Raw genomic sequence first — 21,588 nt, 5'->3', positions numbered from 1 at the left:
GATTCCGCCCTATATCCCTCGTACGGTGCCGACCACTCGTCCTCGCCCCAACCCGGGCGCACTCACGGACGGGGACGGAAAGGCTTGCGCACAGTCATGACACAGACCGCTCACCTGTGGCTGTTCTTCGTGTTGGTGTTTGGAATCGTCATCCTCCCCGGGATGGACATGGCCTTCGTGCTGGCCAGCTCCCTGGTGGGAGGACGCCGCGCCGGCATGTCCGCGGTGGGAGGCATCATCGCGGGCGCCGTGTGCCACGTCGCGGTGGGAGCCACGGGCGCCGCCGTGCTCCTCACCGTGATGCCCTCCGCGTTCAACGCCCTCTTGTGGGTGGGCGCGCTCTATGTCGCGTGGATGGGACTGTCCCTGGTGCGAGCCCCCTTCGCGTTCCAAGCCAACCCCCACGCGGCGCCTCGCTCGGCGCTGGCCACCTTCCGCCAGGGGGCCCTCACCAACCTGCTCAACCCCAAGGCCTACGTCTTCATGCTGGCCGTCTTCCCGCAGTTCCTGCGCCCCGAGTACGGCCCCGTCTGGGTGCAGGCCCTGGTGCTGTTCGCCATCATCGCCGTCACCCAGGTCGCGGTGTACGGCGCCGTGGTCCTCGCCGCGGACCGCGCTCGAGGCTGGCTGGAGTCGCGTCCCTCCGCCAGCACTCGAGTCGCTCGAGCCGTGGGCGGCCTCATGGTGCTCGCAGCCATCGTCACCGTCATCGAAGGCTGGCGCGGCACCTGAGCCGCCCTCATATCCGTCGGGCGGAGCTCGACCGGATGGCTCTCAAGACGAGCAGCAACACCACCGCTCCGATGAAGGCCACGAAGATGGTCCCCACAATCCCACCGAAGGGCTGACCCGCACCCAGGGCCCGGAAGATGAACCCCCCCAGGAACGCACCCACCACGCCCACCACGATATCGCCCACCAGGCCATACCCACCGCCCACCACCGCCGACGCCAACCACCCGGCGATGAGCCCGATGACCGCCCACACGAGAATTGTTTCCAATGTCATCTCTCTCCTCCTCTCTCGCTGATTGAGTGTCTGGGAAGAGGATATGCACGGTGCGCCTCGGTCAGCCGGAAGCCTGGTCGTTCGGAAGACAGACAAGAATTCCTCACACAGGTTTTAAATGACTTTCCGCGATTTCTGCTCTAACCACGCACAGCCACTCCAGTGCGTGGGAGTTGGCTGAAGCCAAGGGAGCGCAGCATGGAACGCGGTCGGAATGATTCGATGTGGATGAAGTGCCTCGGACTGGTGTGGTTCGGAGCGGCCCTCGTCGGCTGTGGGTCCGAGGGGGGCGACGACGCATCGCTGGAGCGGACGCGGAGCGAGCTGGCGGCTTGTTCGTATGTGATTACAACGAATACCTACGTGGGTGCGGATTGGTGGGGCACCCTCGTCTTCAAGAACACGGGTGCCAGTTCGATGACGCGCCCGACGATTTCCTTCGGCATCCCCAGCGGCGTGACGTGTGACCACGACGAGGCGGGCTGGACACACACGCAGAGCGGCAGCACGTGTATCTATTCCCGGACCTCGGACCTGACCGTCGCGTCGAATGCGTCCTACACGTTCTATTACTCCACCAACACCAACCAGAGCTTCACCGCGACGAACGTCACCATCACCGACCCGAACTGCGGTGGGACGGGGCCGGGCCCCAACCCGGACCCGGGCACGGGGATGACGGCGAACCAGAAGAAGGTGGCGGAGGCGCTCACCAGCATCTGGGAGAACGACACGCCCGTCCTCGCGTATGCGTACGCGGAGAACATCGACGACGGGCGCGGCTACACCAACGGGCGCGCGGGCTTCTGCACGGGCACGGGCGACGCCATCCAGGTCATCCAGTGCTACAACGCCCGGCGCAGCGCGGCCAACGGCAACGTGATGGCCAAGTACATGGCGGGGCTCACCACCATCAACAACCGCTACCAGTCGACGGGGCAGAACCAGGCCTCCACGTCGGAGCTCGACTCGGTGGGCAACTGGGTGGCGGACTGGGGCACCAGCTACAACAACACCACGACTCGCGCGGACTTCAAGGCGTGCCAGGACCAGGTGAGCGACAAGCTCTACTACACGCCCGCCATGAACGAGGCCAACAAGTGGGGCGCGAAGCAGGCCCTGTCGAAGATGGCGCTGTACGACGCGAACATCAACCACGGTGAGTCCGGCATGAAGAGCCTCATCCGCGCCACCAACACCGCGCTGGGCAACAGCGGCCAGGTGGCCCCAGCCGTGGGCTACAACGGCATCACCGAGTCGGCGTGGCTCCAGAAGTTCCTGGAGAAGCGCCGCGACGTGCTGGCCTCCGACTCCACGTGGCTGAAGGCCATCGACCGCGTGGCCGCGTACGAGAAGCAGCGCCGCAAGGGCAACTGGGACCTGTCCGCGCCCCTGCGCAACGACGTGCGCGCGCGCGACTGCTGGAGCACGTCCTATCCCTTCAGCGGCTACACCGTGCGGCAGATCAACGCGGACGGCACCTGGAGCACGCCCACCTCCACCACCTTCTCCTGCCAGTAGCGGGGTGAAGCGGGCTCGGAGCCTGCCCGGCTCCGGGCCCGGTGAGGTGGCGAGCGCCGTCCCATCCGCCTCCCAGGCACCGAAGGAGGGCCGCGCGAGGAGGCCCTTCCGCTAGAGTCCGCGCCAGGCATGAGCGCGGCGCCACACAGGGCTTCTCACTGGAGGGACTTCCCCAGCCGGCTGTCGACGCGGCTGTTGATGGCGTTCCTCGTGCCCACCCTGCTCTTCCTGGCGGTGACGGGCAGCGCCGTCTACCACCTGGCGCGCTCGCTCCTGGAGGAGGAGCTGGGCGCAAGCCTCTCCAACATCGCCGCCGCCACCGCCAGCCAGGTCCACGGCGAGCGCATGCTCACCATCGACCCGGGCGACGACGTGGACGGCACCCGCACATGGCGCAGCCTGGTGCGCACGCTGGAGGGCGTGCGAGACGCCAGCGGCGTGCGCCGGGTCTTCGCGGTGGATGTCCACGGCCGCGTGCGCGTGGACGTCGGCGGAGGGCTGCCCGTGGGCGCGGAAGTCCCCGAGCTCGCCCGGGACAGGCTGGAGCTGGCGCGCGTCTTCGCCGGCCAGCATGCCGCGAGCCAGGTCCTCTTCACCGGCTCCGATGGGCGCCTGTACAAGACGGGCTACGCGCCCATCTCCCACGGAGGCAAGGTGGTGGGCGCGGTGGGCGTGGAGGGCAGCGCCGCCTTCTTCGGACCGCTCCAGCGGCTGTCGCGCACCTTCACCGTCATGGGCGCGGGGGCGCTGGTCGCGCTCGCCATCATCGCCCTGCTCACCGCGCGAGGCCTCTCACGCCCGCTGCGGCGCCTCATGGACTCCGCGCTGCGCATCGGCCGGGGAGACCTGACGACGCCCGTTCCCTCGGAGCCCACGTTGGAGATCGGCGTGCTGGCGCGCGAGCTGGAGGTGATGCGCGGCGCGCTGGAGAGCCGCGACCGCCAGCTGAAGATGATGCTCGCGGGGGTCGCCCACGAGGTGCGCAATCCCCTGGGCGGCATCTCGCTCTTCTCCGGCCTCTTGCAGGAGGACCTGCGGGCGGGCGCGTACTCGGAGGCCCAGGAGCACGTCGCCCGCATCCAGCGCGAGTCCGCCTTCCTCCAGCGCATCGTCGAGGACTTCCTCGCCTTCGCGCGCGAGCAGCCGGTGACCCGTGCGCCCGTGGAGGCCCCCGCCCTCCTGTCCATCGTGTGCGAGCTGTCCTCCGCGGACGCCCGCGCGCGCGACATCACGCTGGAGGTGGAGGCCGCGCCCGCGGTGCTGGAGGCCGACGGCAGCCTGCTCACCGCGGCGGTGCTGAACCTGGTGAAGAACGCGGTGCAGGCCTCGCCCGACGGAGGCCGGGTGCGAATCCTCGGCGCCGAGCAGGACGGCGGCTACGCCATCCGCGTGCATGACGCGGGCGGAGGCGTGCCGAAGTCCGAGCAGGAGCGCATCTTCGAGCCCTTCTTCACCACCCGCGAGAAGGGCACCGGCCTGGGCCTGCCCCTCGCGCGCAAGATTGCGCGGGCGCACGGGGGCGAGCTGCACCTGGCGTCGAGCCCTGGTGACACCACCTTCACCCTGACGCTGCCCCTGAGGTCGACCGCGCTCAGCCGGCCACGTTGAACTCTCGCGCCATCTGCCCCACCTCGCCGGAGACGTGGGCCAGCGTGCGGGTGGCCTCGCGGGTGGACTCCAGCCGCTTCATCGTGAGGTCCATGATGTGGGACAGGTCCGCGATGGCGGTGGAGATCTGGGTGATGCCCACGTTCTGCTGCGTCACGGCGGCGGCAATCTGCCGGGCCGCGGCGGAGTTCTCCTGGGACATCCGCGACAGCTCGCGCAGGGAGCTCCCCGACGAGCGCATCTGGTCCAGCCCCGTACCGATGGTGTGGACACTCTCCGCCCCCATGCGCGCCGCGTCCCGGATGCCCGCGCCGATGTCCTGGAGGATGCCTCGGATGCGCTGCGTGGACTGGATGGACTGGTCCGCCAGCGCACGCACCTCCCGGGCCACCACCGCGAAGCCCTTGCCGTGCTCCCCCGAGCGCGCCGCCTCGATGGCCGCGTTGACCGCCAGCACATGGGACTGCGCGGCCAGGTCCTTCACCGTCTCGGTGATGTCCGCGATTTGCGTGGCGCTCTCCGCCAGCTTCGCCAGCCGCTGCTGGATGCCATCCACCGCGGCGCGAATGTCCTCCATGCCGGCCATGCTCCCCTCCACGGCCGTCTCCCCTTGAAGCCCCAGCTCCTCCGCGCGCCGAGCCACCTGGAGCACCGCCTCCGCCCGGTCCGCCGCCATGCGCGACGTGCGGCGAATCTCCTCGGACGTCACCTGCGCCTCATGCAGCGCGGCGGCCTGTCGCGTGAAGCCCTCCTCCTGTTCGTCATGGGCCGCGCGCAGGTGGCTGCCCGCCTCCCCCAGCTTCACGGCGGAGGACTGGAGCATGCGAGGCAGTTGCTTGAGCCGGGCCAGCACCCCGTTCATCCCCGCCGCCAGGTCCCCCATCTCGTCGGTGGACACCCACGCGGGGGCGATGACGCGGCCCGCGGCCACGGACTCGATGGCCTTGCCCACCGCCTGCGCCGCCCGCGCCTGCCGCCGCGCCAGCATCCACATGGTGATGCCCGGCAACAACAACAGCCCTCCCACCCACACCAGGCTGAAGGCCAGCTCCCCCGCCAGCGCTCCGCCCATCTCCATCAACATCCGCGCGGAGCGCTCGGCGCCTTCCGCCATCAACTCCACACGCAGCGTGTCGCGGATGGACTCCAGCTTCACCATCACCACACAGCCGCTCAGCATCAGCGCCGCGACAATGGAGCCGCCGAAAGTGAATGGCAGGAACCACGCCTGCCGAGGCCACGTCACCCCGCCCCCGGAAGCCACCTGCGTCGGCGCGCGACGCTGCGCCTCCAGCGCTAACGGCAACAGCAGTCGCTCCATCGACACGCTGATGGGGAACCCCAGCAGCACGCCGCAGCACGCGCCGATGAGCGTGCCCACCAGCACCAGGGACAAGGGCTTGCCCCACGTCAGGCACACGTGGAGGCTGAACCAGATGCCGCCCAACGTCCATGCGACCCAGGAGGTCCCCACCGCGATGCGCCAGGGCAGCCGCAGGATGCTGTCCAGCCTGGACCCAGGAGGTTCTCCCGGCTGTGCACGCAGCGCGCTGCCGATGAGCCACCGCATGAGCAGGATGGGATACACCACGCCCAACCCCAGGAGGATGGGCGGTAAGACCCATGCGACAGTCGTGACGCCCTCCCAACCCGCGACCCCCATGGTCATCCCGTTGAGGTAGGCCGCGACAGGTGCTGCGGGCACCACCCAGGCCAGGAACACCTTCAGCGCGCGCCATCGATACTCGCGAATCACTTGCTCACTGAAACACATACGGGCCGCCTTCCCGCGCCACTCCCCCATGGACGCGGTGAATCCACTCATCTGGATGGGCCCGCCCTTTTTTCCGCGCACCCCACGGTGCGTGGCTCAGGACTCGGCCGCACGGTTCCAGACAGTGCGCGCACAAGATATGCGCGCTACACGAAAGGCTTACACATCAGGAAAAATCCGCTTATCGCGCCAAAGATGTGCGGCTCTCGCTAGTCGGAGCAGCACGCGCGGAGGGCGGCGGTGTAGAGGCGCAGGGACTTGCGCGTGGCGGCCAACACCCGCACCGGCTCGTCGCCCCGCGGGTCCGTGGAGAGCTTGATGATTTCGAGCGCCTCCACCGGGTGCAGGTCGTCGTAGCGCGCGTGGGCCTTGAGCCACATCATGGAGGCGGCGTCGACGCGAACCCCCTCCGCCGCGTAGTCCCGGAACGGTTCCATCACCTCGCGGGTCCAGACGCCGGTGATGCTCTCGATGGCCCAGTTCGTCGCGGCCACGCCCTCCGCCAGGGAGCCGCGCGTGCACGTGTCGAGCAGGTGTGTGTGGAGCGCCTGGACCGCGGGCAGCGGGCGCAAGCGGAAGAGCGACTCGGGTGACACGCCAATCGCACGCACCCAGTCGATGTACCACTCGGCGTGTTTCGCCTCGACGCCCAGGTTCTGCAACAACCAACGCCGGATGCTCGCATCTCCGGGTGATTGCCCATACGTCGTCTTCGCCAGGGACAGTCCCATGTATTTGGGAAAGGACTCGACGATGAGGAAGAACTGCGACAGCACGCGCCTCCAGGAGGAGAGGGGCGGATGCAATCCGTCCGCGGTGTCGCGAAACAACGGGGGCCAACAGGCCGCGTCCCAATCCCTGCGTGTCGCATCCAGGAAGGACTCCACCCAGCGGGGGTGCGGCGTGGGTGTGAGCGGTGGGGGGGCGTAGCGATGGGCGATGGCGGTGAACGTGGGGACAGTCACTTCCGGGCCGGGAGACGACATGGGGTCCACGATGCTCCTTGTCTCCAGCGGGAGCGGGACCGACATGGTTCCCCTCACGCGCTGAAGCAGCCCCAAGCTGGTGACAGCGCCTTCATCCCGCCACGCGACTGTTCGCGTGCAACGCTCTCACGACGCCCTTGATTCACAATTCAGCCTGCACCGCTCGAACCCTGTTCCCCGTGGCACATCCCCGGTGGGAAGACGGGCCACCGGGGGCCACGTGTCCTCACGGTGTGCGAGACATCACCCACCGCCGCGCCTTGTCGAGCATCCGGCGCAAGGGTGCCTCATCGGCGCGTGAGAGCGCCTCCTCCCATGTGAGCCATTGCGCGCCGGAGGACTCGGAAGGGTCATGCGCGAGCGACTCCGGGTCCTCCGCGTACACGAGATAGCGGACATCCAGGTGCAGGTGCTCCGGCTCGTCGCGCCGGGCGGGGATGGTGTGCACGTCCACGTCCAGCGGGCGGGGCGCGGTGGGGTGGAGCCGGATGCGGCACCCCGTCTCCTCGCGCGCCTCGCGCAGCGCGGTGGCCTCCATGTCACCCGCGTCCACCCCGTCCGAGTGGCCTCCGGGCTGGAGCCAGCGGTGGAGCTTGCCGTGCAGCACCATCAGCACGCGCGCGCCGTCCGGGTCCACCACCACCGCGCTGCCGGTGAAGTGCGCGCCGGGCTGCGCGCGGGAGAAGGGCGACGGCAACGTCCGCGCGTGGTGACGCATCAGCTCCAGGTCCTGGCGCTCCTTGGCATCCTCGGGGGTGTGGCGAGCAAGCAGCGCGCTCAAGGGCGTGGCGGTGTTCTGGGAGTCCATGCGGGCTCACGTACCTTCGGGGGCCCTCGTGCGCCAGCGCCTTCTGGAAGCGGGCGTTCGTCCGGGACCGGTGTAGGGTGCCGCCCCAGGTGTGCTCTCATGCGAGCGCACCACCGGGACGGCCGGAGTCCCGAGGAGCATGAGGAGCCGAGCAACAGCATGGCGCGCATTCTCGTCATCGACGACCACGACACCCTCCGCGAGGGGATGACCGTCACCCTCACGCGCTCCGGCCACACCGTGTCCGCGGTCCGCGGCGGCGCGGACGGGCTCGCCGCCTATCGCAAGGCGCCCTTCGACCTGGTCGTCACGGACCTGAAGATGGACGGGATGGACGGCATCGCGGTGACGCAGGCCCTCAAGGCGCTGGATGCCGCCGCCGTCGTCATGGTGGTGACGGCGTTCGGCACCATCGAGACCGCGGTGAAGGCGATGCAGGAGGGCGCCTACGACTTCATCACCAAGCCCTTCACGCCCGACGTGCTGCGCGCCAAGGTGGACAAGGGGCTGGAGCTGGCCAGCACGAAGCGGCGCGTGGAAAAGCTGGAGGCGCGCACGGCCGCGCACGATGCGGACGCGGCGCTCTCCCATGGCAGCCTGGTGGGCGACAGCGAGCCCATGCTGCGGCTGCTCACCCAGGCGAAGAAGGCCGCGCAGAGCGACGCCACGGTGCTGGTGCGCGGCGAGAGCGGCACCGGCAAGGAGCTCATCGCGCGCATGCTGCACCAGCAGTCGCCGCGCAGGGAGGGCCCCTTCGTCGTCGTGCACTGCGCGGCGCTGGCGGAGACGCTGCTGGAGAGCGAGCTGTTCGGCCACGAGCGCGGCTCCTTCACCGGCGCGGTGAAGCGCAAGCTGGGCCGCTTCGAGCTGGCCGACCAGGGCACCCTGTTCCTGGACGAAATCGGGGAGATTCCCCACTCGGTGCAGACCAAGCTGTTGCGCGTACTGCAGGAGAAGGAGATCCAGCGCGTGGGCGGCGAGGAGACGCTCAAGGTGGACGTGCGCGTGGTGAGCGCCACGCACCGCGACCTGCAGGCGGAGGTCAAGGCGGGTCGCTTCCGCGAGGACCTCTACTACCGGCTGCACATCGTCCCGCTCACCCTGCCGCCCTTGCGCGAGCGCCCCGAGGACATCCCCGCCCTCGCCCGGCACTTCGTCGCCAAGCATGCGCCTCGGGTGAACCGGCGCATCCAGGGCCTGGAAGAGGACACCCTGCGCGCGCTGGCCCGCCATGCCTGGCCCGGCAACGTGCGCGAGCTGGAGAACATCGTGGAGCAGGCGCTGGTCTTCGCCGAGGGCGAGCAGCTCACGCCCGCGGACCTCCCCGTGCACCTCACCGGCGGCGCGCCGCGCATGGACGCGGGCCTGCCCGTGCCGCATGGTGACCGGCCGCTGCCAGAAATCCTCGAGGACCTCGAGCGCCAGCTCATCGCCCGTGCTTATGAAAAGGCCGCGGGCGTGAAGACGGAGACGGCCCGGTTGCTCGGCATCAAGACGTCGGCGCTGTACTACAAGCTGGAGAAATACGGCTTCCTCCCCAAGGGCACGCCGCCCGAGGAAGGCTGAGCCTCGAAAATCCGTGACCCAGGGCCCCTCGCCGTGACTTTCCACCGCCATCCCTTCCCCACCCCGTCCCACCCCAGGCGCCCAGGCACCTGGAATCCCAGCGCTTTTCCGGGGGCGGGACATGGGGATTGGAAGGACGAGCTGGCATCTGCTTTGCTCTTGGGAGGTTGTTGATGAATCCCCGCCCCCTCGCGCTGGCGTTGTGCCTGCTCCTGGGCGTGCCCGCCCTGGGCGCGTCCGGTGTGGAGGCGGCGCGCGCGCGAGCCCAGGTGGCGAGGACGGAAGCCCGAGCGTTGAGGACCCAGCAGCAGGGCCTTCGCGACGAGCTCCAGTCCGTGTCCAGCCGCATCCAGACGCTGAAGGCCGAGCGCCAGGGCAGCCTGACGGCGGGCACGGAGCTGGAGACGGCGCTGCGGCGCTCGCAGGAGCTGAGCGGCTCGCTGACGCAGCTGGCGCAGGCGGTCTCCACGGCGGAGGGCGAGTCGGAGCGCGCGCACGTGGCGCTGCACCAGGCGCTGTCGGAAGAGCTGGCGCGGCTGAGGGGCGCGTGGGATGGCACGGCGGACCGGGCCGAGCGCGCGAAGCTCCTGGAGGCGATGCGCACCACCCGCGTGGAGCGGGACGCGGTGCGCTCGGCGCTGCCGGCCTCGCAGGTGCCCATGCTGGACAAGGCGACGCCCGGCGGTGATGACCCGGAGGACCTGCTGGCGCAGGCGGACGCGCTGCGCGACAGCGAGGACAAGGTGCGCGAGCGGCTCAAGCTCCTGCGCGCTCACATCACCGAGGTGCGCGAGGAGAAGGACCTGGACCGCCGGATGAGCGACTTCCTCGGCGAGGAGTCCATGTTCGACGAGCAGGACCGCCGCCTGCGGGTGCGCCTGAGCTCGGACCGGACGACCATCCAGGTGGACCCCGCGAACCGGGATGGCAGCCCGTTCCTCTCGGAAGGGACGGCGGGCAGGCCGCCCGGTGGCAACCCCAACGGCTGGGACCCAGGCACAGGCGGCCCCTCCCTTCCAACACCCGAGGGGTCCATCACCCGCGCCTCGGACCGACGCCCCCAGGTGGAGGCCGTGCGCGCGCAGGTGCTCGCGGCCGGTGGCCCGGCGAACCTGTCCCAGATGGAGGACGAGGCGGCCCGGCTCGAGGCCCTGGCCCGCGAGTTGGACCGGCGCGCGAGCGACATGGAGCACCGCGCCCGGGAGCTCGCGGCGCCCTGAGCGTCTGCTAGAGCAGCCCGGACTCGACCTCCAACCGCACCACCGCGCGCAGCCGCACCTCCCGCTCCGGAGTGCGTCCCTTCCCCCGGATGATGATGCTCAGGGACGGCGCGGCCACGTACGGCTGCAGCTCCAGGTCCGCCACGTCCAACCACAGGGTGGGGTTCGGCGGCCGCAGGTTGGAGCGGTTGAGGTTGCCCTTCGAGGCGATGCGCGTCTCGCGGTCGCCCGCCCGGACGTAGAACTCCACGGTGTCCAGGAAGGTGAAGTCCACGTCGTTGGGGCTGAGAATCTGGAGTGACAGGGATTCGACATGAACGGATGTCACTTCGTTCTTCGTCAGACCCTGGTTCTTGAAATCCTGGTTCTGATCGAAGTCCATTCCCGCCAGGCTGCTGATGGGGGGGAAGGCGTTGAGCTCGGTGCTGCCGCCCGGCAGGCTCGCGGGCACGGTGGTCTCGCCCCTGAGCTCGGTGATGAACGACGACTGGGCGCAGGCGGCAAGCCCCAGGCCGACCGCCGCGGCGAGGAGTGAGACAGGGCGCATTCCAGCAATGTACCGGGCAGCAGGCGGGACGTCACTCGTGCCAGCCGGGCAGTCGGGCCCGTCCTCCCGTGAGTGGGGCATGGAGGCAGGAGGCCAGCTATGGTGCCCCGCGCCGTGTCCCGCTCCCACCCCACCCCCTGCATCCTCCTGGTGCTGCTCGCCGCCTGCTCGGCGTCCGCGGCCGAGTGGGAAGGCACGCTCAAGGGCAGCGCGCGGCTGCTGGTGGACACCAACGCCCCTCGCGACTTCTCCGACGGGGGCACGCCTGCCCCGGGCGTCGACCCGGCGCTGAGCATCCTGGGCGCGGCCGAGGGCCGGGTGACCTTCGAGCGCACGCAGCTGGTGGGCCGCTACGAGCTGGGCGGCCGCATGTACCCGGGCTTCCCGAGCGAGGACACGCTGATTCAAACCGGCGCGCTGGAGGCCTCCCTCGCGCTGGGGACCGAGTTCGGCGTGGGAGCAGAGGGGCACGCGAAGGACCGGCGGGGAGGAACCCGGGCGTACTCGGACCTGGGCACCAGCCTCTTCATCGAATACGCGCCGGACGTGCGCATGGCGCTGCGGGTGCGAGGCGGCGCCCGACGCTTCGTGTATCGGCCGGACGCCACGGCCAACTTCGGCGGGGCCGAGGTGGGGGCCACGGGGCGCTACCGCTTCAACCGGCGGCACAGCCTGACGCTGTTCGGTGAGTGGAGCGCCCGGCGCTATGGCATCCAGGCGCGCACCCGGCCCGGGGTCGAGGGCAGCGCGCCAGGCCGACGCGAGGACGGCGCGCTCACCGCGGGCCTCAGCTACAGCTACCGGGGACCGGTGACGCTGGGCCTGGGGTACTCGTACCAGGAGGTCTCCTCCAACAGCTTCGGGGAGACGGTGCTGCGGCACCGGGTGACGGGCAGCGCGGGGGTGCGCCTGCCCTGGAAGCTGACCCTGATGGCCCAGGGCTCGCTGGGCATCACCCGCTACCCGGACGGCATCTACCTCTCACCGGAAATCATCCTGGTCGAGGAGGACGAGGGGCAGAACTCCCTCTCCCTGAAGCTGGCGCGCCCGGTGTCCGAGCGCGTGGACCTGGAGCTGTCCTGGGGCGTGTGGAGCACCCGGCTGCCTCGCAACGACCTCACGTACTCGCGCCAGATGTTCGGCGTGGGCATCACCTGGCGGGACTGAGCCGGGCGGACGTGCGGGCTGTCAGCCCAGGTCGTTGATGCGCTCGTCAATCTCCTCGGCGAGCCCCGGGTGTCCCTGGGACACGGCGTGCTCGCGGGCGCGGGTGAGCACCTCCCGGGCCCGCTCCGACTGGCCGGCGCCGGAGAGCGCGTCGCCCAGGGCCACCATGGCCGCGGCGTAGGACGGGTCCAGGCGAACGGCCGACTCCAGGCTGGTGGCCGCCTCGGCGTACTGCTTGCGGTCCAGGTACAGCTTCCCCAAGGAGAAGTGGCTCATGGGGGAGTCCGGGAAGTCGGCCACCATCTTCTTGAACTGTTCCAGCCGGGCGTCGCTCATGGACATGACCCCATAGAGGACCCATGCCGTGTTGCCAAGGGTGCGGTAGGGTGCGCCGCACATGGCAACGAAGAAGAAGACGACGACCCCACGAAAGAAGAGCGGCACCCGGGCTCCGGCGGCCCGGAAGAAGACGGCGGGCAAGGCGGCGCCCAAGGGCAAGGCCCCCGCGCGCAAGAAGACGGCGGGCCGCGCCCCGGCGAAGAAGAAGACGGCCCGGCTGCCAGCCGCGCCCCAGCAGAAGGCGGGCCCCGCGGAGAACCCGCAGGCCCAGGCGCTGGCGCGGCGCGTGGGACAGCTGCTGCTCGACAAGAAGGCGCTGGACGTCGTCATCCTCGACGTGCGGGGCATGACCTCCTACGCGGACTACATCGTCATCGCCTCCGGCGAGAGCGACCGCCAGGTGAGCGCCATGGCCGAGCACGTCCAGGTGCAGCTCAAGCAGGGCGACGAGAAGGCGCGCGCCCTGGGCACCGAAGGTGTGGAGACGGGCCAGTGGGTGCTGCTCGACTACGGCGAGGTGGTCGCGCACCTGTTCCTCGCGGACCTGCGCGCGCACTATGACCTGGAAGGTCTCTGGGCGGACGCGTCCCGGGAGAAGGTGTCCTGAAGGTCCGCCTCCTCTCCATCGGCAAGGACCGCTCCGGCCTCTACGAGCCGGCGGTCCAGGAGTATGCCCGCCGTCTGGGGCACTACACCCGCTTCGAGCTGGTGGAGCTGACCGAGGCGAGCGGCAAGAAGCTCAAGCCCGGCGACGCCAAGGCCTCCGAGGCGGAGGCCATCCTCTCGCGGCGCAAGCCGCAGGACTGGGTGGTGGCGCTGGATGAGCGAGGCTCGCTGCTCGACTCGGTGGAGCTGAGCCGCTACGTGGGCAAGGCCCAGACGGGCGCCAAGGACCTGCTGTTCGTCATTGGCGGCGACGAGGGCCTGGACGCGAGCGTGCGCGACGCGGCGAACCTCACGCTGTCGCTGTCGAAGATGACGCTGCCCCACCGGCTGGCCCGCGTCGTGCTGGTGGAGCAGCTCTACCGCGCGTTCACGATTCTCAAGGGCGAGCCGTACCACAAGTAGGCGGCCAGGCAGGCGTTCAGCAATGGACGCCACCGGGCCTGCTTTGCGGGGGCGTCAGGGCCGGAAGAGAGGGGGCGTCAACGGGCCTCATGAGCACCGCCGACACGACCCCCACCCCCACCCCTTCCGCGCCTGTGCGCATCATCGCCTCGCCCCAGTCGTGGATCGAGGGAGAGGCGGTGCGGCAGCTCGAGGCCGTGGCTCGACTTCCCGGCATGCGCCTGGCGGTGGGGCTCCCCGACCTGCACCCCGGCAAGGGCGCTCCCGTCGGCGCCGCCTTCACCTCGGAAGGCATCCTCTATCCCTACCTGGTGGGCAGCGACATCGGCTGTGGCATGGGGTTGTGGGACGTGGGGATGCTCGCACGCAAGGCCAAGGCCGAACGGTGGGCATCGAAGCTGGATGTGGAGGGAGCCTGGAACGGAGACGTGGAAGGCTTCCTGGCGGAGGAAGGCGTGAAGTCCACCGGCTTCGAGGCGTCACTCGGCACGGTGGGCGGCGGTAATCACTTCGCCGAGCTTCAACGGGTGGAGGCCGTGCACGACGCGGAGGCCTTCGCCTCCCTGGGCCTGGCCGCGGACCGGCTGCTGCTCCTGGTGCACTCGGGCTCGCGAGGACTGGGCGAGGCGATTCTCCGGGCCCATGTGGACCGTCACGCGGCGGGAGGGCTGGCGGCGGACTCGGCCGAGGCCTCCGCCTACCTGACACGGCATGACCACGCGGTGGCGTGGGCCCGGGCCAACCGGGCGCTGGTGGCGCGGCGCATGTTGGATGGCATCGGCGCTCCGGGCCGTCGGGTGTTGGACGTCTGCCACAACAGCGTCACCGCGCGGCGAGACGCGCGGGGGACGCGGTGGCTGCATCGCAAGGGCGCGGCGCCGGCGGATGAAGGGCCCGTGGTGATTCCGGGCAGCCGTGGCGCGCTGAGCTATCTGGTGGCACCGCTGGGAGATGGGACGGGCAGCGCGTTCAGCCTCGCGCACGGCGCGGGACGCAAGTGGACGCGGACGGCCGCCCGGGAGCGCATCAAGGAGCGCTTCACCGCGGAGTCCCTCACACGCACCTCCTTCAAGAGCCACGTCGTCTGCGAGAACAAGGACCTGCTCTTCGAGGAAGCACCGCCTGCGTACAAGCCCATAGACCGCGTGGTGACGGACCTGGTGGAAGCGGGGCTGGTGAGAGTGGTGGCCACCCTGGCGCCGGTGCTGACGTACAAGACGCGCTCCCACGCGGAGTAGCGCGGCCCACCCTCCCCGGGGCCTGGAAACGGGGCGGCCCCCTGCTTTTTGCCCTCTGTGTCCGGCGCCCGCGTGGTTAGGGTTCGGGCATGACTCCCGCACACAAGGTCCTGCTCTGCATCCTGGACGGCTGGGGCATCCGCCACGAGCGCGAGGCGAATGCCATCCTCCTGGCCGGAACGCCGCACCTCGACAAGCTGACGAGCCCCTATCCCTTCACCGAGCTGGCGACCTCCGGCCTGGCCGTGGGCCTGCCCGAGGGGCAGATGGGCAACTCGGAGGTGGGCCACACCAACATCGGCGCGGGCCGAATCGTCTACCAGGACCTGGTGCGCATCAACCGCGCGGTGGAGTCCGGGGAGCTGGCGCAGAACCCGGTGCTGCGCGCGGCGATGGACGGCGTGAAGGCGGACGGCAAGGCGCTGCACCTGCTGGGATTGGTGTCGCCCGGCGGTGTGCACTCGTCGATGGACCACCTGTTCGCCCTGCTGCGGGCCGCGCGCGAGCGAGGTGTTGCCCACGTCTACGTGCATGCGTTCCTGGATGGACGCGACACGCCGCCGCAGAGCGCGCTGGGCTACGTGGAGCAGTTGGAGCGCTTCCTCCACGAGACGCAGGCGGGCCGCATCGCCACGGTGAGCGGGCGCTACTACGCCATGGACCGCGACAAGCGGTGGGACCGGGTGCAGCTCGCCTATGAGGCGCTGGTGCACGGCCAGGGCCCCAAGGCGCCGGACGCGCTGAGCGCCATCCGCGCGTCGTACGCGGAGAAGGTCACCGACGAGTTCGTGAAGCCCACCCTCATCGCCAACGGAGACGGCACCCCGGTGGGCCGCATCCAGGACGGCGACACGGTGCTGTTCTTCAACTTCCGGGCGGACCGCGCGCGGGAGCTGACCCAGGCGCTGGCGTACCCGAGCTTCAAGGAGTTCGACCGAGGCGGGCTGCGGCTGGGGCGCTACGTCTGCATGACCCAGTACGACGAGACGTTCGACCTGCCCGTGGCCTTTGGTCCGGACCAGCCGCAGGACATCTTCCCGGAGCTGCTGTCGCGCCAGGGGCTGCGCCAGTTCCGCACGGCGGAGACGGAGAAGTACGCGCACGTGACGTTCTTCTTCAACGGCGGACGCGAGGTCGTCTACCCCGGTGAGGACCGCTTCCTCGTGCCCAGCCCGCGCGACGTGAAGACCTACGACTTGAAGCCGGAGATGTCCGCGCGCGAGGTGACGGCGGAGCTGGTGAAGCGGCTGGACTCGGGCACGTATGACTTCGCGCTCGCGAACTTCGCCAACCCGGACATGGTGGGCCACAGCGGCCGGCTGGACGCGGCCATGCAGGCGGTGCGCGTGGTGGACGAGTGCCTGGGCGTGCTCGGCAAGGCGTGTGAGCGCAATGGCTGGGTGCTGGCCATCTCCGCGGACCACGGCAACTGCGAGCAGATGGTGGACCCCGTCACGGGCGAGCCGCACACGGCGCACACGCTCAACCCGGTGCCCTTCCACCTCATCCACCCGGCCTTCCGGGGACAGAAGCTGCGCCCTGGCATCCTCGCGGACATCGCCCCCACCCTGTGCAAGGTGATGGGCCTGCCCCAGTCGAAGGAGATGAACCGGATGGGTGTCCTGCCTTGAGCGAGTCGTCGTGCTGAAGGCCCTGCTGGACGTGCTCTATCCCCCCGCGTGCATCGCCTGCGCGCGGGTGCTGCCCGGCCCCGGGGCCTTCTTCTGTGAGTCCTGCGACACGGCGGTGGAGCGCCTGCCCCCCGCCTGCTGTCGCACCTGCGCCGAGCCCGGCACCTTTCCCGGGGCCACCTGCCCGCGCTGCCGCGCCTCGCCGCCGCCCTTCTCCCGAGCCTGGGCCCCCTTCGCGCACGAGGGGCCCGTCTCCCGCGCCATCCACCGCTTCAAGTACGAGGACCGGCCGGAGCTGGCCGCGCCCCTCGGGGAGCTGCTCGCGGCCGAGGCGCGAAGCTTCCTCACCCACGCCCCCACCCTCGTGGTGGCGCTGCCGCTGCACACCCGCCGCTACCGTGCGCGCAAGTACGACCAGGCCCAGCTCCTCGCGGGCGCGCTGGCGAAGCACCTGGGCCACGAGGCGCCCGTGGGGTGGCTCACCCGGACGCGGGAGACCCAGCGCCAGGTGGGACTGAGCGAAGAGGCCCGCGCCGACAACGTCGACGGGGCCTTCCGTGCCACCACCGATGTCGCCGACCGCGACGTGCTGCTGCTCGACGATGTCTTCACCACGGGAGCCACCGCTCGCGCCGCCGCCACGGCCTTGAGCGCGGCGGGGGCCTCTCGCGTGGAAGTGCTGACGCTCGCCCGCGCCTTCACGCTGACCTGAGCGGGGCAGGACGCGGCGCGGGCGCACCACCCGCCACGCCGCGTCATCTGCAACCGGGTCAACAAAAACTCAGACCAGGGCAATCACAGACCCCTGCGTGTCTTTCATTACCCACTTTCCACGCAAGGCCATCCCGTGGTCTTGAATACTTGCCGTGGCGATAGACTTCACCTGGACGCGGGACGAGCGTCGTCCCTCGCGCGTCACGGCTCAGCCCCCGACTGAGCACTGGAGTCCAAGATGAGACACCCCCTGTTGAGCACGTTCGCCCTCGCTGGCGCCGTCTGCGCGGTAGGAATGCCCCTCGCCGCCGAGGCGCAGGTCCCCGCCCCGTCCTGGGTGCGCCAGCTCGGCGCCAACCTCGATGAGCAGGCCCAGGCGGTCGCCGTCTCGGGTGACAGCGTCTATGTGGTGGGCCACACCTCCAGCCAGCTCGGTTCGCAGCCGAAGGCGGGCGGCATGGACGTCTTCGTCGCCAAGTACACCACCGCGGGCGCCCTGCAGTGGGTCCAGCAGTTGGGCACCGCGGGGGAGGAGCGCGCCACGGCCGTGGTCGCCGACGCGAACGGCAACGTGTACGTCGCGGGCCACACCTCGGGCGGCTTCGACTTCTTCACGAACGCGGGCGGCTTCGACTTCTTCGTCACCCAGTTCGACGCCCAGGGCAACCGGCAGTGGCTGCGTCAGAACGGCACGCAGATGGATGACTTCGGCACGGGCCTCGCCCTGGGCGCGGACGACACGCTCTACCTCTCCGGCTACACCGGCGGCAGCTTCGCCAACGGCGGCAACCCCAACAACTACGACGTCGTCGTGGCGCTCTACGACACGGGCGGCAACCCCTACTGGCTCAACCAGTACGGCACGGTGGAGAGCGACATCGCGCGCGGCATCGCGGTGACGGCCGACCACCAGGTGTACGTCGTGGGGAACACGTCCGGCGCGTTCGGCGGCTCCGGCACGCCCGCGTCGGGCACGGACCTGTTCCTCATGAAGCTCAACATCCTGGGCGTCCAGCAGTGGGCCCGCCAGGATGACACCTCCGAGCTCGAGGACGCGCGCGGCGTGGCCGTGAGCGCGGATGGCTCCATCTACGTCGTGGGCGAGACGTTCGGCACCTTCCCCGGCGGCCCGGCCAACAACGGCACCGTGGACGTCTTCGTGGCCAAGTACAGCTCCGTGGCCAACCAGTTGTGGACCCGGATGCTCGGCGGCTCGCAGCCCGACTATGCGTTTGGCGTCGCGGTCGCCGCCGACGGCACCGTGCAGGTGGCCGGCTACACGACGAACGCGCTGGACGGGAACCCCTACGCGGGCGCGCAGGATGCGTTCTTCACCCGGTTCGACGCCGCGGGCCTCAAGCTGGGCACGCGCACCCTGGGTACCTCGGCCCCCGACTCCGCGCGCGGAGTGGCGGTGGATGCCTCGGGCAACGCCTACGTCACCGGCTCCACTTATGGCGGCCTGAGCGGCAACACGAACGCGGGCAGCTTCGACGCGTTCCTTGCCCGCTTCTGAGACAGGCGTCCGCTTCCGGAACAGGTGGCAACCGAGGAGTCACCGAAGCATTCCCGCCGCGCCCTCGTGGTAGCCAAACACGAAGGGCGCGGTAGCCTCGCGGGATGCGCTGGTCCCCCCTCCTCCTCGTCCCCGCGTTGGTCTCACTGCATTGCACCCACGCTCCCGAGCCCGCGGCGCCGTCCACGCCCGCGGCCTCGGTGGCCGCGACACCCCAGTGGCCCGAAGCCCAGCCCCCCGCGCTGCGGCTGCCCGACACCGTCCGGCCCACCCACTACACGCTGGACCTGAAGCTCATCTCCACGGAGCAGACCTTCTCCGGCACCGTCACCGTCGAGGTCGACGTGCGCGAGCCGGTGCGCCAGGTCTGGCTGCACGGCCAGGACCTGGAGGTGAGCTCGGCGCGCATCGAAGCGGGAGCCCGCACGCTCGACGCGAAGCCCGTCACCGCGAGCGAGGGACGGCTGGGCTTGCTCCTCCCGGAGACGCTGACCCCGGGCAAGGCGCGCATCGTCATCTCGTTCAGCGGCAAGGTCGACCGTGAGCGCAGCCAGGGCCTCTACTCCGTGGCGGAGGGCGGTCACGACTACTTCTACACGTTCTTCGAGCCGGTGGACGCGCGCCGCGCCTTCCCGTGCTTCGACGAGCCGGGCTTCAAGGTGCCCTGGAAGCTGCGCTTCACGGTGAAGGACACGGACGTCGCGCTGGCCAACCACGCCATCGAGTCGAAGGAGGCGCTGCCCGGTGGGCTCCAGCGCGTCACCTTCATCGACAGCAAGCCGATGCCCAGCTACCTCGTCGCCTTCATGGTGGGTCCGTTCGACGTGGTGGACGCGGGCACCGCGGGACGCAACAAGGCGCCGCTGCGCTTCATCGTCCCCAAGGGCCGAGGCCCCGAGACGGCCTACGCCGCCAGCGTCACGCCGCGCATCGTCTCCGTGCTGGAGGACTTCTTCGACCAGTCCTACCCCTACGAGAAGTTGGATGTCGCGGTGGTGCCGCGCTACTGGGGCACCATGGAGCACCCGGGCCTCGTCGCGCTGGGCCAGCCCCTGACGCTCATCAAGCCCGGCGAGGAGACGATTCAGCGCCGCAGGCACTACGTCCACATCGCGGGCCACGAGCTGGGGCACTACTGGTTCGGCAACATCGCCACCTGCCACTGGTGGGATGACATCTGGCTCAACGAGTCGCTGACCTCGTGGCTGGACCGCAAGCAGATGGACGGCTTCGACGCGCGCTGGGGCTATGGGCAGGACGCCAGCAGCGGCAACCGGATGGCCGCCATGGAGACGGACGCGCTCGCCTCCACGCTGCCGGTGCGCAAGCCGGCGACGACGCACGACGCGGTCCTCGGAGCGTTCGACAACTCCACCACCTACGCCAAGGGAGCGGCCCTCCTCGACATGCTCGAGGCGTGGATGGGTCCGGAGAAGATGCGCGACATGCTCCGCCTCCATGTCCGCAAGCACGCGTGGAGCACGGTGACGGCCGATGACTTCGCCGGCACGATTGCCGAGGCCGCCGGGCCGGACCTCGCCCGCTCCTTCCGGACCTTCATCGACCAGGCGGGTGTGCCGCGTGTGTCCGCCAAGCTCCAGTGCGAGACGGGCAAGGCCCCCAGGCTCGAGCTGTCGCAGGAGCGCTACGTGCCCGCGGGCTCCACGGCCTCCACCGCGCAGACGTGGTCCATCCCCGTGTGCGTGCGCGCCGGTGGCCGCAAGGGCGACACGCGCGTCTGCCAGATGCTCTCCGAGCGCACGGGAGCGCTGGAGCTGCCCCTCGACAGCTGCCCCCAGTGGGTGCTGCTCAACGCGGGCGGCACGGGCTACTACCGCTCCAGCTACACGTCCCAGCAGCTCACCCAGGTGCTGGCCGCGCCCCAGGGGACGCTGAGTGTCTCCGAGCGGCTGTCGCTGCTCTCGGACGCGGAGGCCGCGGCGCGCCGGGGAGACCTGCCGCTCGGTGAGGCGCTGAAGCTGGTGCCGGGCACGGCGACGGACTCGAACCGCACCATCGTCGCCTATGGCTCCAACCTCCTCGGGCTGGTGCAGCAGGACCAGCTCACGCCGGCCGAGCGCACTCGCTTCCGCGCCTGGGTGGGCCGACTCTACGGGCCTCGCGCCCGGGCGCTGGGGTGGCAGCCTCGCCCGGGTGACACCGACGAGGTGAAGCAGATGCGCTCGTTGCTGCTCAGTCTGGCGGCGGGGTTGGGGGACGACGCGGCCCTGGTTCGCGATGCGCAGAAGCTCGCGCGCGCCTGGCTGGACAAGCGCGACAGCGTCAGCCCGGAGGCCGCGCCCCTGGCGCTGAGGGTGGCCGCGCGGACCTCGGACCGCTCGCTGTTCGACTTGCTCCTGGCGCAGGCGCGCAAGGCGAAGGACCACAATGAGCGCCTCGAGCTGCTCTTCCCGCTCGCGTTCTTCACGGACCCGGCGCTGGTGCAAGAGTCCCTGGGCCTGGTGAACGGCGGCGAGTTCGAGCTGCGCGACACGTACAAGCTCCTGGGCGTGTCGTTCTACAAGGTGGATTCCCGCGAGGCGGCGTGGAAGTACTTCCGCGAGAACTTCGACGCGATGGCGGCGCGGGTGCGCTCGGACGACCTGGGCACCATCGTGGGGTTCACCGGCCAGCTCTGCGATGACACCCGGCGCGCGGAGCTGGAGGCGTTCCTGGGCCCCCGCGTGGCGAAGCTGGAGGGCGCGCCTCACGCCTATGCCCAGGCGCTGGAGACCGTCCGCCTGTGCGTCGAGGCGGACCGCATCCATCGCCCCAGCGTGCAGTCCTTCTTGAGCCGGCTGCCCCGCTGAGGCGCGCGAGGCTCCCCTCCTTCCACCGAGGGGAGCCTCCCTTTTCGTCGTCCCTTGGACTTCCCA

The 21,588-nt window shown here is 70.1% G+C and carries 19 protein-coding genes; 13 read left to right on the top strand and 6 right to left on the bottom strand.

Annotated features, from left to right (window positions below; genetic code table 11):
* The first annotated feature begins 96 nt into the window (after nucleotides 1–96).
* On the top strand, nucleotides 97–732 hold the full coding sequence (locus MYSTI_RS06315) for a LysE family translocator (protein WP_015346881.1): 636 nt from the start codon (nucleotides 97–99) through the stop codon (nucleotides 730–732).
* A gap of 7 nt (nucleotides 733–739) precedes the next feature.
* Here the strand turns inward: MYSTI_RS06315 and MYSTI_RS06310 are convergent, their stop codons facing one another.
* A complete protein-coding gene (locus MYSTI_RS06310) occupies nucleotides 740–1,009 on the bottom strand; it encodes a GlsB/YeaQ/YmgE family stress response membrane protein (RefSeq protein ID WP_015346880.1) in 270 nt (89 codons plus the stop codon).
* Between the two features lie 228 nt (nucleotides 1,010–1,237).
* On the opposite strand from MYSTI_RS06310, the gene MYSTI_RS06305 reads away from it, so the two are divergent.
* Both MYSTI_RS06305 and MYSTI_RS06300 read left to right on the top strand, forming a co-directional pair.
* A complete protein-coding gene (locus MYSTI_RS06305) occupies nucleotides 1,238–2,530 on the top strand; it encodes a chitosanase (protein ID WP_233278189.1) in 1,293 nt (430 codons plus the stop codon).
* Nucleotides 2,531–2,659: 129 nt separating this feature from the next.
* A complete protein-coding gene (locus tag MYSTI_RS06300) occupies nucleotides 2,660–4,138 on the top strand; it encodes a sensor histidine kinase (RefSeq protein WP_015346878.1) in 1,479 nt (492 codons plus the stop codon).
* On the opposite strand, the gene MYSTI_RS06295 is transcribed toward MYSTI_RS06300, so the two are convergent.
* From MYSTI_RS06295 to MYSTI_RS06285, 3 genes are all read right to left on the bottom strand, one after another.
* The gene (locus tag MYSTI_RS06295) at nucleotides 4,122–5,729 is read right to left on the bottom strand and encodes a methyl-accepting chemotaxis protein (RefSeq protein ID WP_233278188.1); all 1,608 of its coding nucleotides are present in this window, start codon (nucleotides 5,727–5,729) and stop codon (nucleotides 4,122–4,124) included. The two genes, MYSTI_RS06300 and MYSTI_RS06295, sit on opposite strands and share 17 nt — an antisense overlap.
* A gap of 392 nt (nucleotides 5,730–6,121) precedes the next feature.
* On the bottom strand, nucleotides 6,122–6,943 hold the full coding sequence (locus tag MYSTI_RS06290) for an iron-containing redox enzyme family protein (RefSeq protein ID WP_144370005.1): 822 nt from the start codon (nucleotides 6,941–6,943) through the stop codon (nucleotides 6,122–6,124).
* A gap of 181 nt (nucleotides 6,944–7,124) precedes the next feature.
* Entirely contained in the window at nucleotides 7,125–7,706 is a 582-nt protein-coding gene (locus tag MYSTI_RS06285; RefSeq protein WP_015346875.1) for an NUDIX hydrolase, read from the bottom strand.
* Between the two features lie 159 nt (nucleotides 7,707–7,865).
* Between MYSTI_RS06285 and MYSTI_RS06280 the strand changes: the two genes are divergently transcribed.
* Nucleotides 7,866–9,272 (top strand): sigma-54-dependent transcriptional regulator, encoded by a 1,407-nt coding sequence (locus tag MYSTI_RS06280; RefSeq protein ID WP_044279064.1) that lies wholly within the window; start codon nucleotides 7,866–7,868, stop codon nucleotides 9,270–9,272.
* 173 nt (nucleotides 9,273–9,445) lie between these two features.
* Nucleotides 9,446–10,492, top strand: coding sequence for a hypothetical protein (locus tag MYSTI_RS06275; RefSeq protein WP_015346873.1), 1,047 nt, complete (start codon nucleotides 9,446–9,448; stop codon nucleotides 10,490–10,492).
* A 7-nt stretch (nucleotides 10,493–10,499) separates the two neighbouring features.
* Here the strand turns inward: MYSTI_RS06275 and MYSTI_RS06270 are convergent, their stop codons facing one another.
* A complete protein-coding gene (locus MYSTI_RS06270; RefSeq protein WP_015346872.1) occupies nucleotides 10,500–11,039 on the bottom strand; it encodes a hypothetical protein in 540 nt (179 codons plus the stop codon).
* A 99-nt stretch (nucleotides 11,040–11,138) separates the two neighbouring features.
* Between MYSTI_RS06270 and MYSTI_RS06265 the strand changes: the two genes are divergently transcribed.
* Nucleotides 11,139–12,206 carry a hypothetical protein gene (locus MYSTI_RS06265; RefSeq protein WP_015346871.1) on the top strand — a complete coding sequence of 356 codons (1,068 nt, stop codon included), beginning with the start codon at nucleotides 11,139–11,141 and terminating at the stop codon, nucleotides 12,204–12,206.
* Between the two features lie 21 nt (nucleotides 12,207–12,227).
* On the opposite strand, the gene MYSTI_RS06260 is transcribed toward MYSTI_RS06265, so the two are convergent.
* Nucleotides 12,228–12,542 (bottom strand): tetratricopeptide repeat protein, encoded by a 315-nt coding sequence (locus tag MYSTI_RS06260; RefSeq protein WP_233278187.1) that lies wholly within the window; start codon nucleotides 12,540–12,542, stop codon nucleotides 12,228–12,230.
* Between the two features lie 61 nt (nucleotides 12,543–12,603).
* Here MYSTI_RS06260 and rsfS point away from each other — a divergent pair, with 61 nt between their 5' ends.
* The 7 genes from rsfS (at nucleotide 12,604) to MYSTI_RS06225 (ending at nucleotide 21,522) form a co-directional block, all read left to right on the top strand.
* Nucleotides 12,604–13,152, top strand: coding sequence for a ribosome silencing factor (gene rsfS, locus MYSTI_RS06255; RefSeq protein ID WP_015346869.1), 549 nt, complete (start codon nucleotides 12,604–12,606; stop codon nucleotides 13,150–13,152).
* The gene (locus tag MYSTI_RS06250) at nucleotides 13,149–13,613 is read left to right on the top strand and encodes a 23S rRNA (pseudouridine(1915)-N(3))-methyltransferase RlmH (protein ID WP_044279053.1); all 465 of its coding nucleotides are present in this window, start codon (nucleotides 13,149–13,151) and stop codon (nucleotides 13,611–13,613) included. The genes rsfS and MYSTI_RS06250 overlap by 4 nt, the downstream gene beginning before the upstream one ends.
* A gap of 89 nt (nucleotides 13,614–13,702) precedes the next feature.
* Nucleotides 13,703–14,851: an RNA ligase RtcB family protein gene (locus MYSTI_RS06245; protein ID WP_015346867.1), complete on the top strand. Its 1,149-nt coding sequence runs from the start codon at nucleotides 13,703–13,705 to the stop codon at nucleotides 14,849–14,851.
* A gap of 89 nt (nucleotides 14,852–14,940) precedes the next feature.
* Nucleotides 14,941–16,482: a 2,3-bisphosphoglycerate-independent phosphoglycerate mutase gene (gene gpmI / locus MYSTI_RS06240; RefSeq protein WP_015346866.1), complete on the top strand. Its 1,542-nt coding sequence runs from the start codon at nucleotides 14,941–14,943 to the stop codon at nucleotides 16,480–16,482.
* A gap of 10 nt (nucleotides 16,483–16,492) precedes the next feature.
* Nucleotides 16,493–17,194 carry a ComF family protein gene (locus MYSTI_RS44105; RefSeq protein WP_015346865.1) on the top strand — a complete coding sequence of 234 codons (702 nt, stop codon included), beginning with the start codon at nucleotides 16,493–16,495 and terminating at the stop codon, nucleotides 17,192–17,194.
* Nucleotides 17,195–17,434: 240 nt separating this feature from the next.
* A complete protein-coding gene (locus MYSTI_RS06230; protein ID WP_015346864.1) occupies nucleotides 17,435–18,712 on the top strand; it encodes an SBBP repeat-containing protein in 1,278 nt (425 codons plus the stop codon).
* Nucleotides 18,713–18,816: 104 nt separating this feature from the next.
* A complete protein-coding gene (locus tag MYSTI_RS06225) occupies nucleotides 18,817–21,522 on the top strand; it encodes a M1 family metallopeptidase (RefSeq protein ID WP_015346863.1) in 2,706 nt (901 codons plus the stop codon).
* Nucleotides 21,523–21,588: the final 66 nt, after the last annotated feature.

The organism is Myxococcus stipitatus DSM 14675 (assembly GCF_000331735.1).
In the GTDB taxonomy this organism is placed as follows: domain Bacteria; phylum Myxococcota; class Myxococcia; order Myxococcales; family Myxococcaceae; genus Myxococcus; species Myxococcus stipitatus.
This window is presented reverse-complemented; position numbering and strand designations above follow the sequence as displayed.

Excerpts from the sequence above, each read along its gene's own strand:
- MYSTI_RS06315 (WP_015346881.1), top strand. The coding sequence starts at position 97 with ATGACACAGACCGCTCACCTGTGGCTGTTCTTCGTGTTGGTGTTTGGA.
- MYSTI_RS06310 (WP_015346880.1), bottom strand. The coding sequence starts at position 1,009 with ATGACATTGGAAACAATTCTCGTGTGGGCGGTCATCGGGCTCATCGCC.
- MYSTI_RS06305 (WP_233278189.1), top strand. The coding sequence starts at position 1,238 with ATGAAGTGCCTCGGACTGGTGTGGTTCGGAGCGGCCCTCGTCGGCTGT.
- MYSTI_RS06300 (WP_015346878.1), top strand. The coding sequence starts at position 2,660 with ATGAGCGCGGCGCCACACAGGGCTTCTCACTGGAGGGACTTCCCCAGC.
- MYSTI_RS06290 (WP_144370005.1), bottom strand. The coding sequence starts at position 6,943 with ATGTCGGTCCCGCTCCCGCTGGAGACAAGGAGCATCGTGGACCCCATG.
- MYSTI_RS06285 (WP_015346875.1), bottom strand. The coding sequence starts at position 7,706 with ATGGACTCCCAGAACACCGCCACGCCCTTGAGCGCGCTGCTTGCTCGC.
- MYSTI_RS06280 (WP_044279064.1), top strand. The coding sequence starts at position 7,866 with ATGGCGCGCATTCTCGTCATCGACGACCACGACACCCTCCGCGAGGGG.
- MYSTI_RS06275 (WP_015346873.1), top strand. The coding sequence starts at position 9,446 with ATGAATCCCCGCCCCCTCGCGCTGGCGTTGTGCCTGCTCCTGGGCGTG.
- MYSTI_RS06270 (WP_015346872.1), bottom strand. The coding sequence starts at position 11,039 with ATGCGCCCTGTCTCACTCCTCGCCGCGGCGGTCGGCCTGGGGCTTGCC.
- MYSTI_RS06265 (WP_015346871.1), top strand. The coding sequence starts at position 11,139 with ATGGTGCCCCGCGCCGTGTCCCGCTCCCACCCCACCCCCTGCATCCTC.
- MYSTI_RS06260 (WP_233278187.1), bottom strand. The coding sequence starts at position 12,542 with ATGAGCGACGCCCGGCTGGAACAGTTCAAGAAGATGGTGGCCGACTTC.
- rsfS (WP_015346869.1), top strand. The coding sequence starts at position 12,604 with ATGGCAACGAAGAAGAAGACGACGACCCCACGAAAGAAGAGCGGCACC.
- MYSTI_RS06245 (WP_015346867.1), top strand. The coding sequence starts at position 13,703 with ATGAGCACCGCCGACACGACCCCCACCCCCACCCCTTCCGCGCCTGTG.
- gpmI (WP_015346866.1), top strand. The coding sequence starts at position 14,941 with ATGACTCCCGCACACAAGGTCCTGCTCTGCATCCTGGACGGCTGGGGC.
- MYSTI_RS06230 (WP_015346864.1), top strand. The coding sequence starts at position 17,435 with ATGAGACACCCCCTGTTGAGCACGTTCGCCCTCGCTGGCGCCGTCTGC.
- MYSTI_RS06225 (WP_015346863.1), top strand. The coding sequence starts at position 18,817 with ATGCGCTGGTCCCCCCTCCTCCTCGTCCCCGCGTTGGTCTCACTGCAT.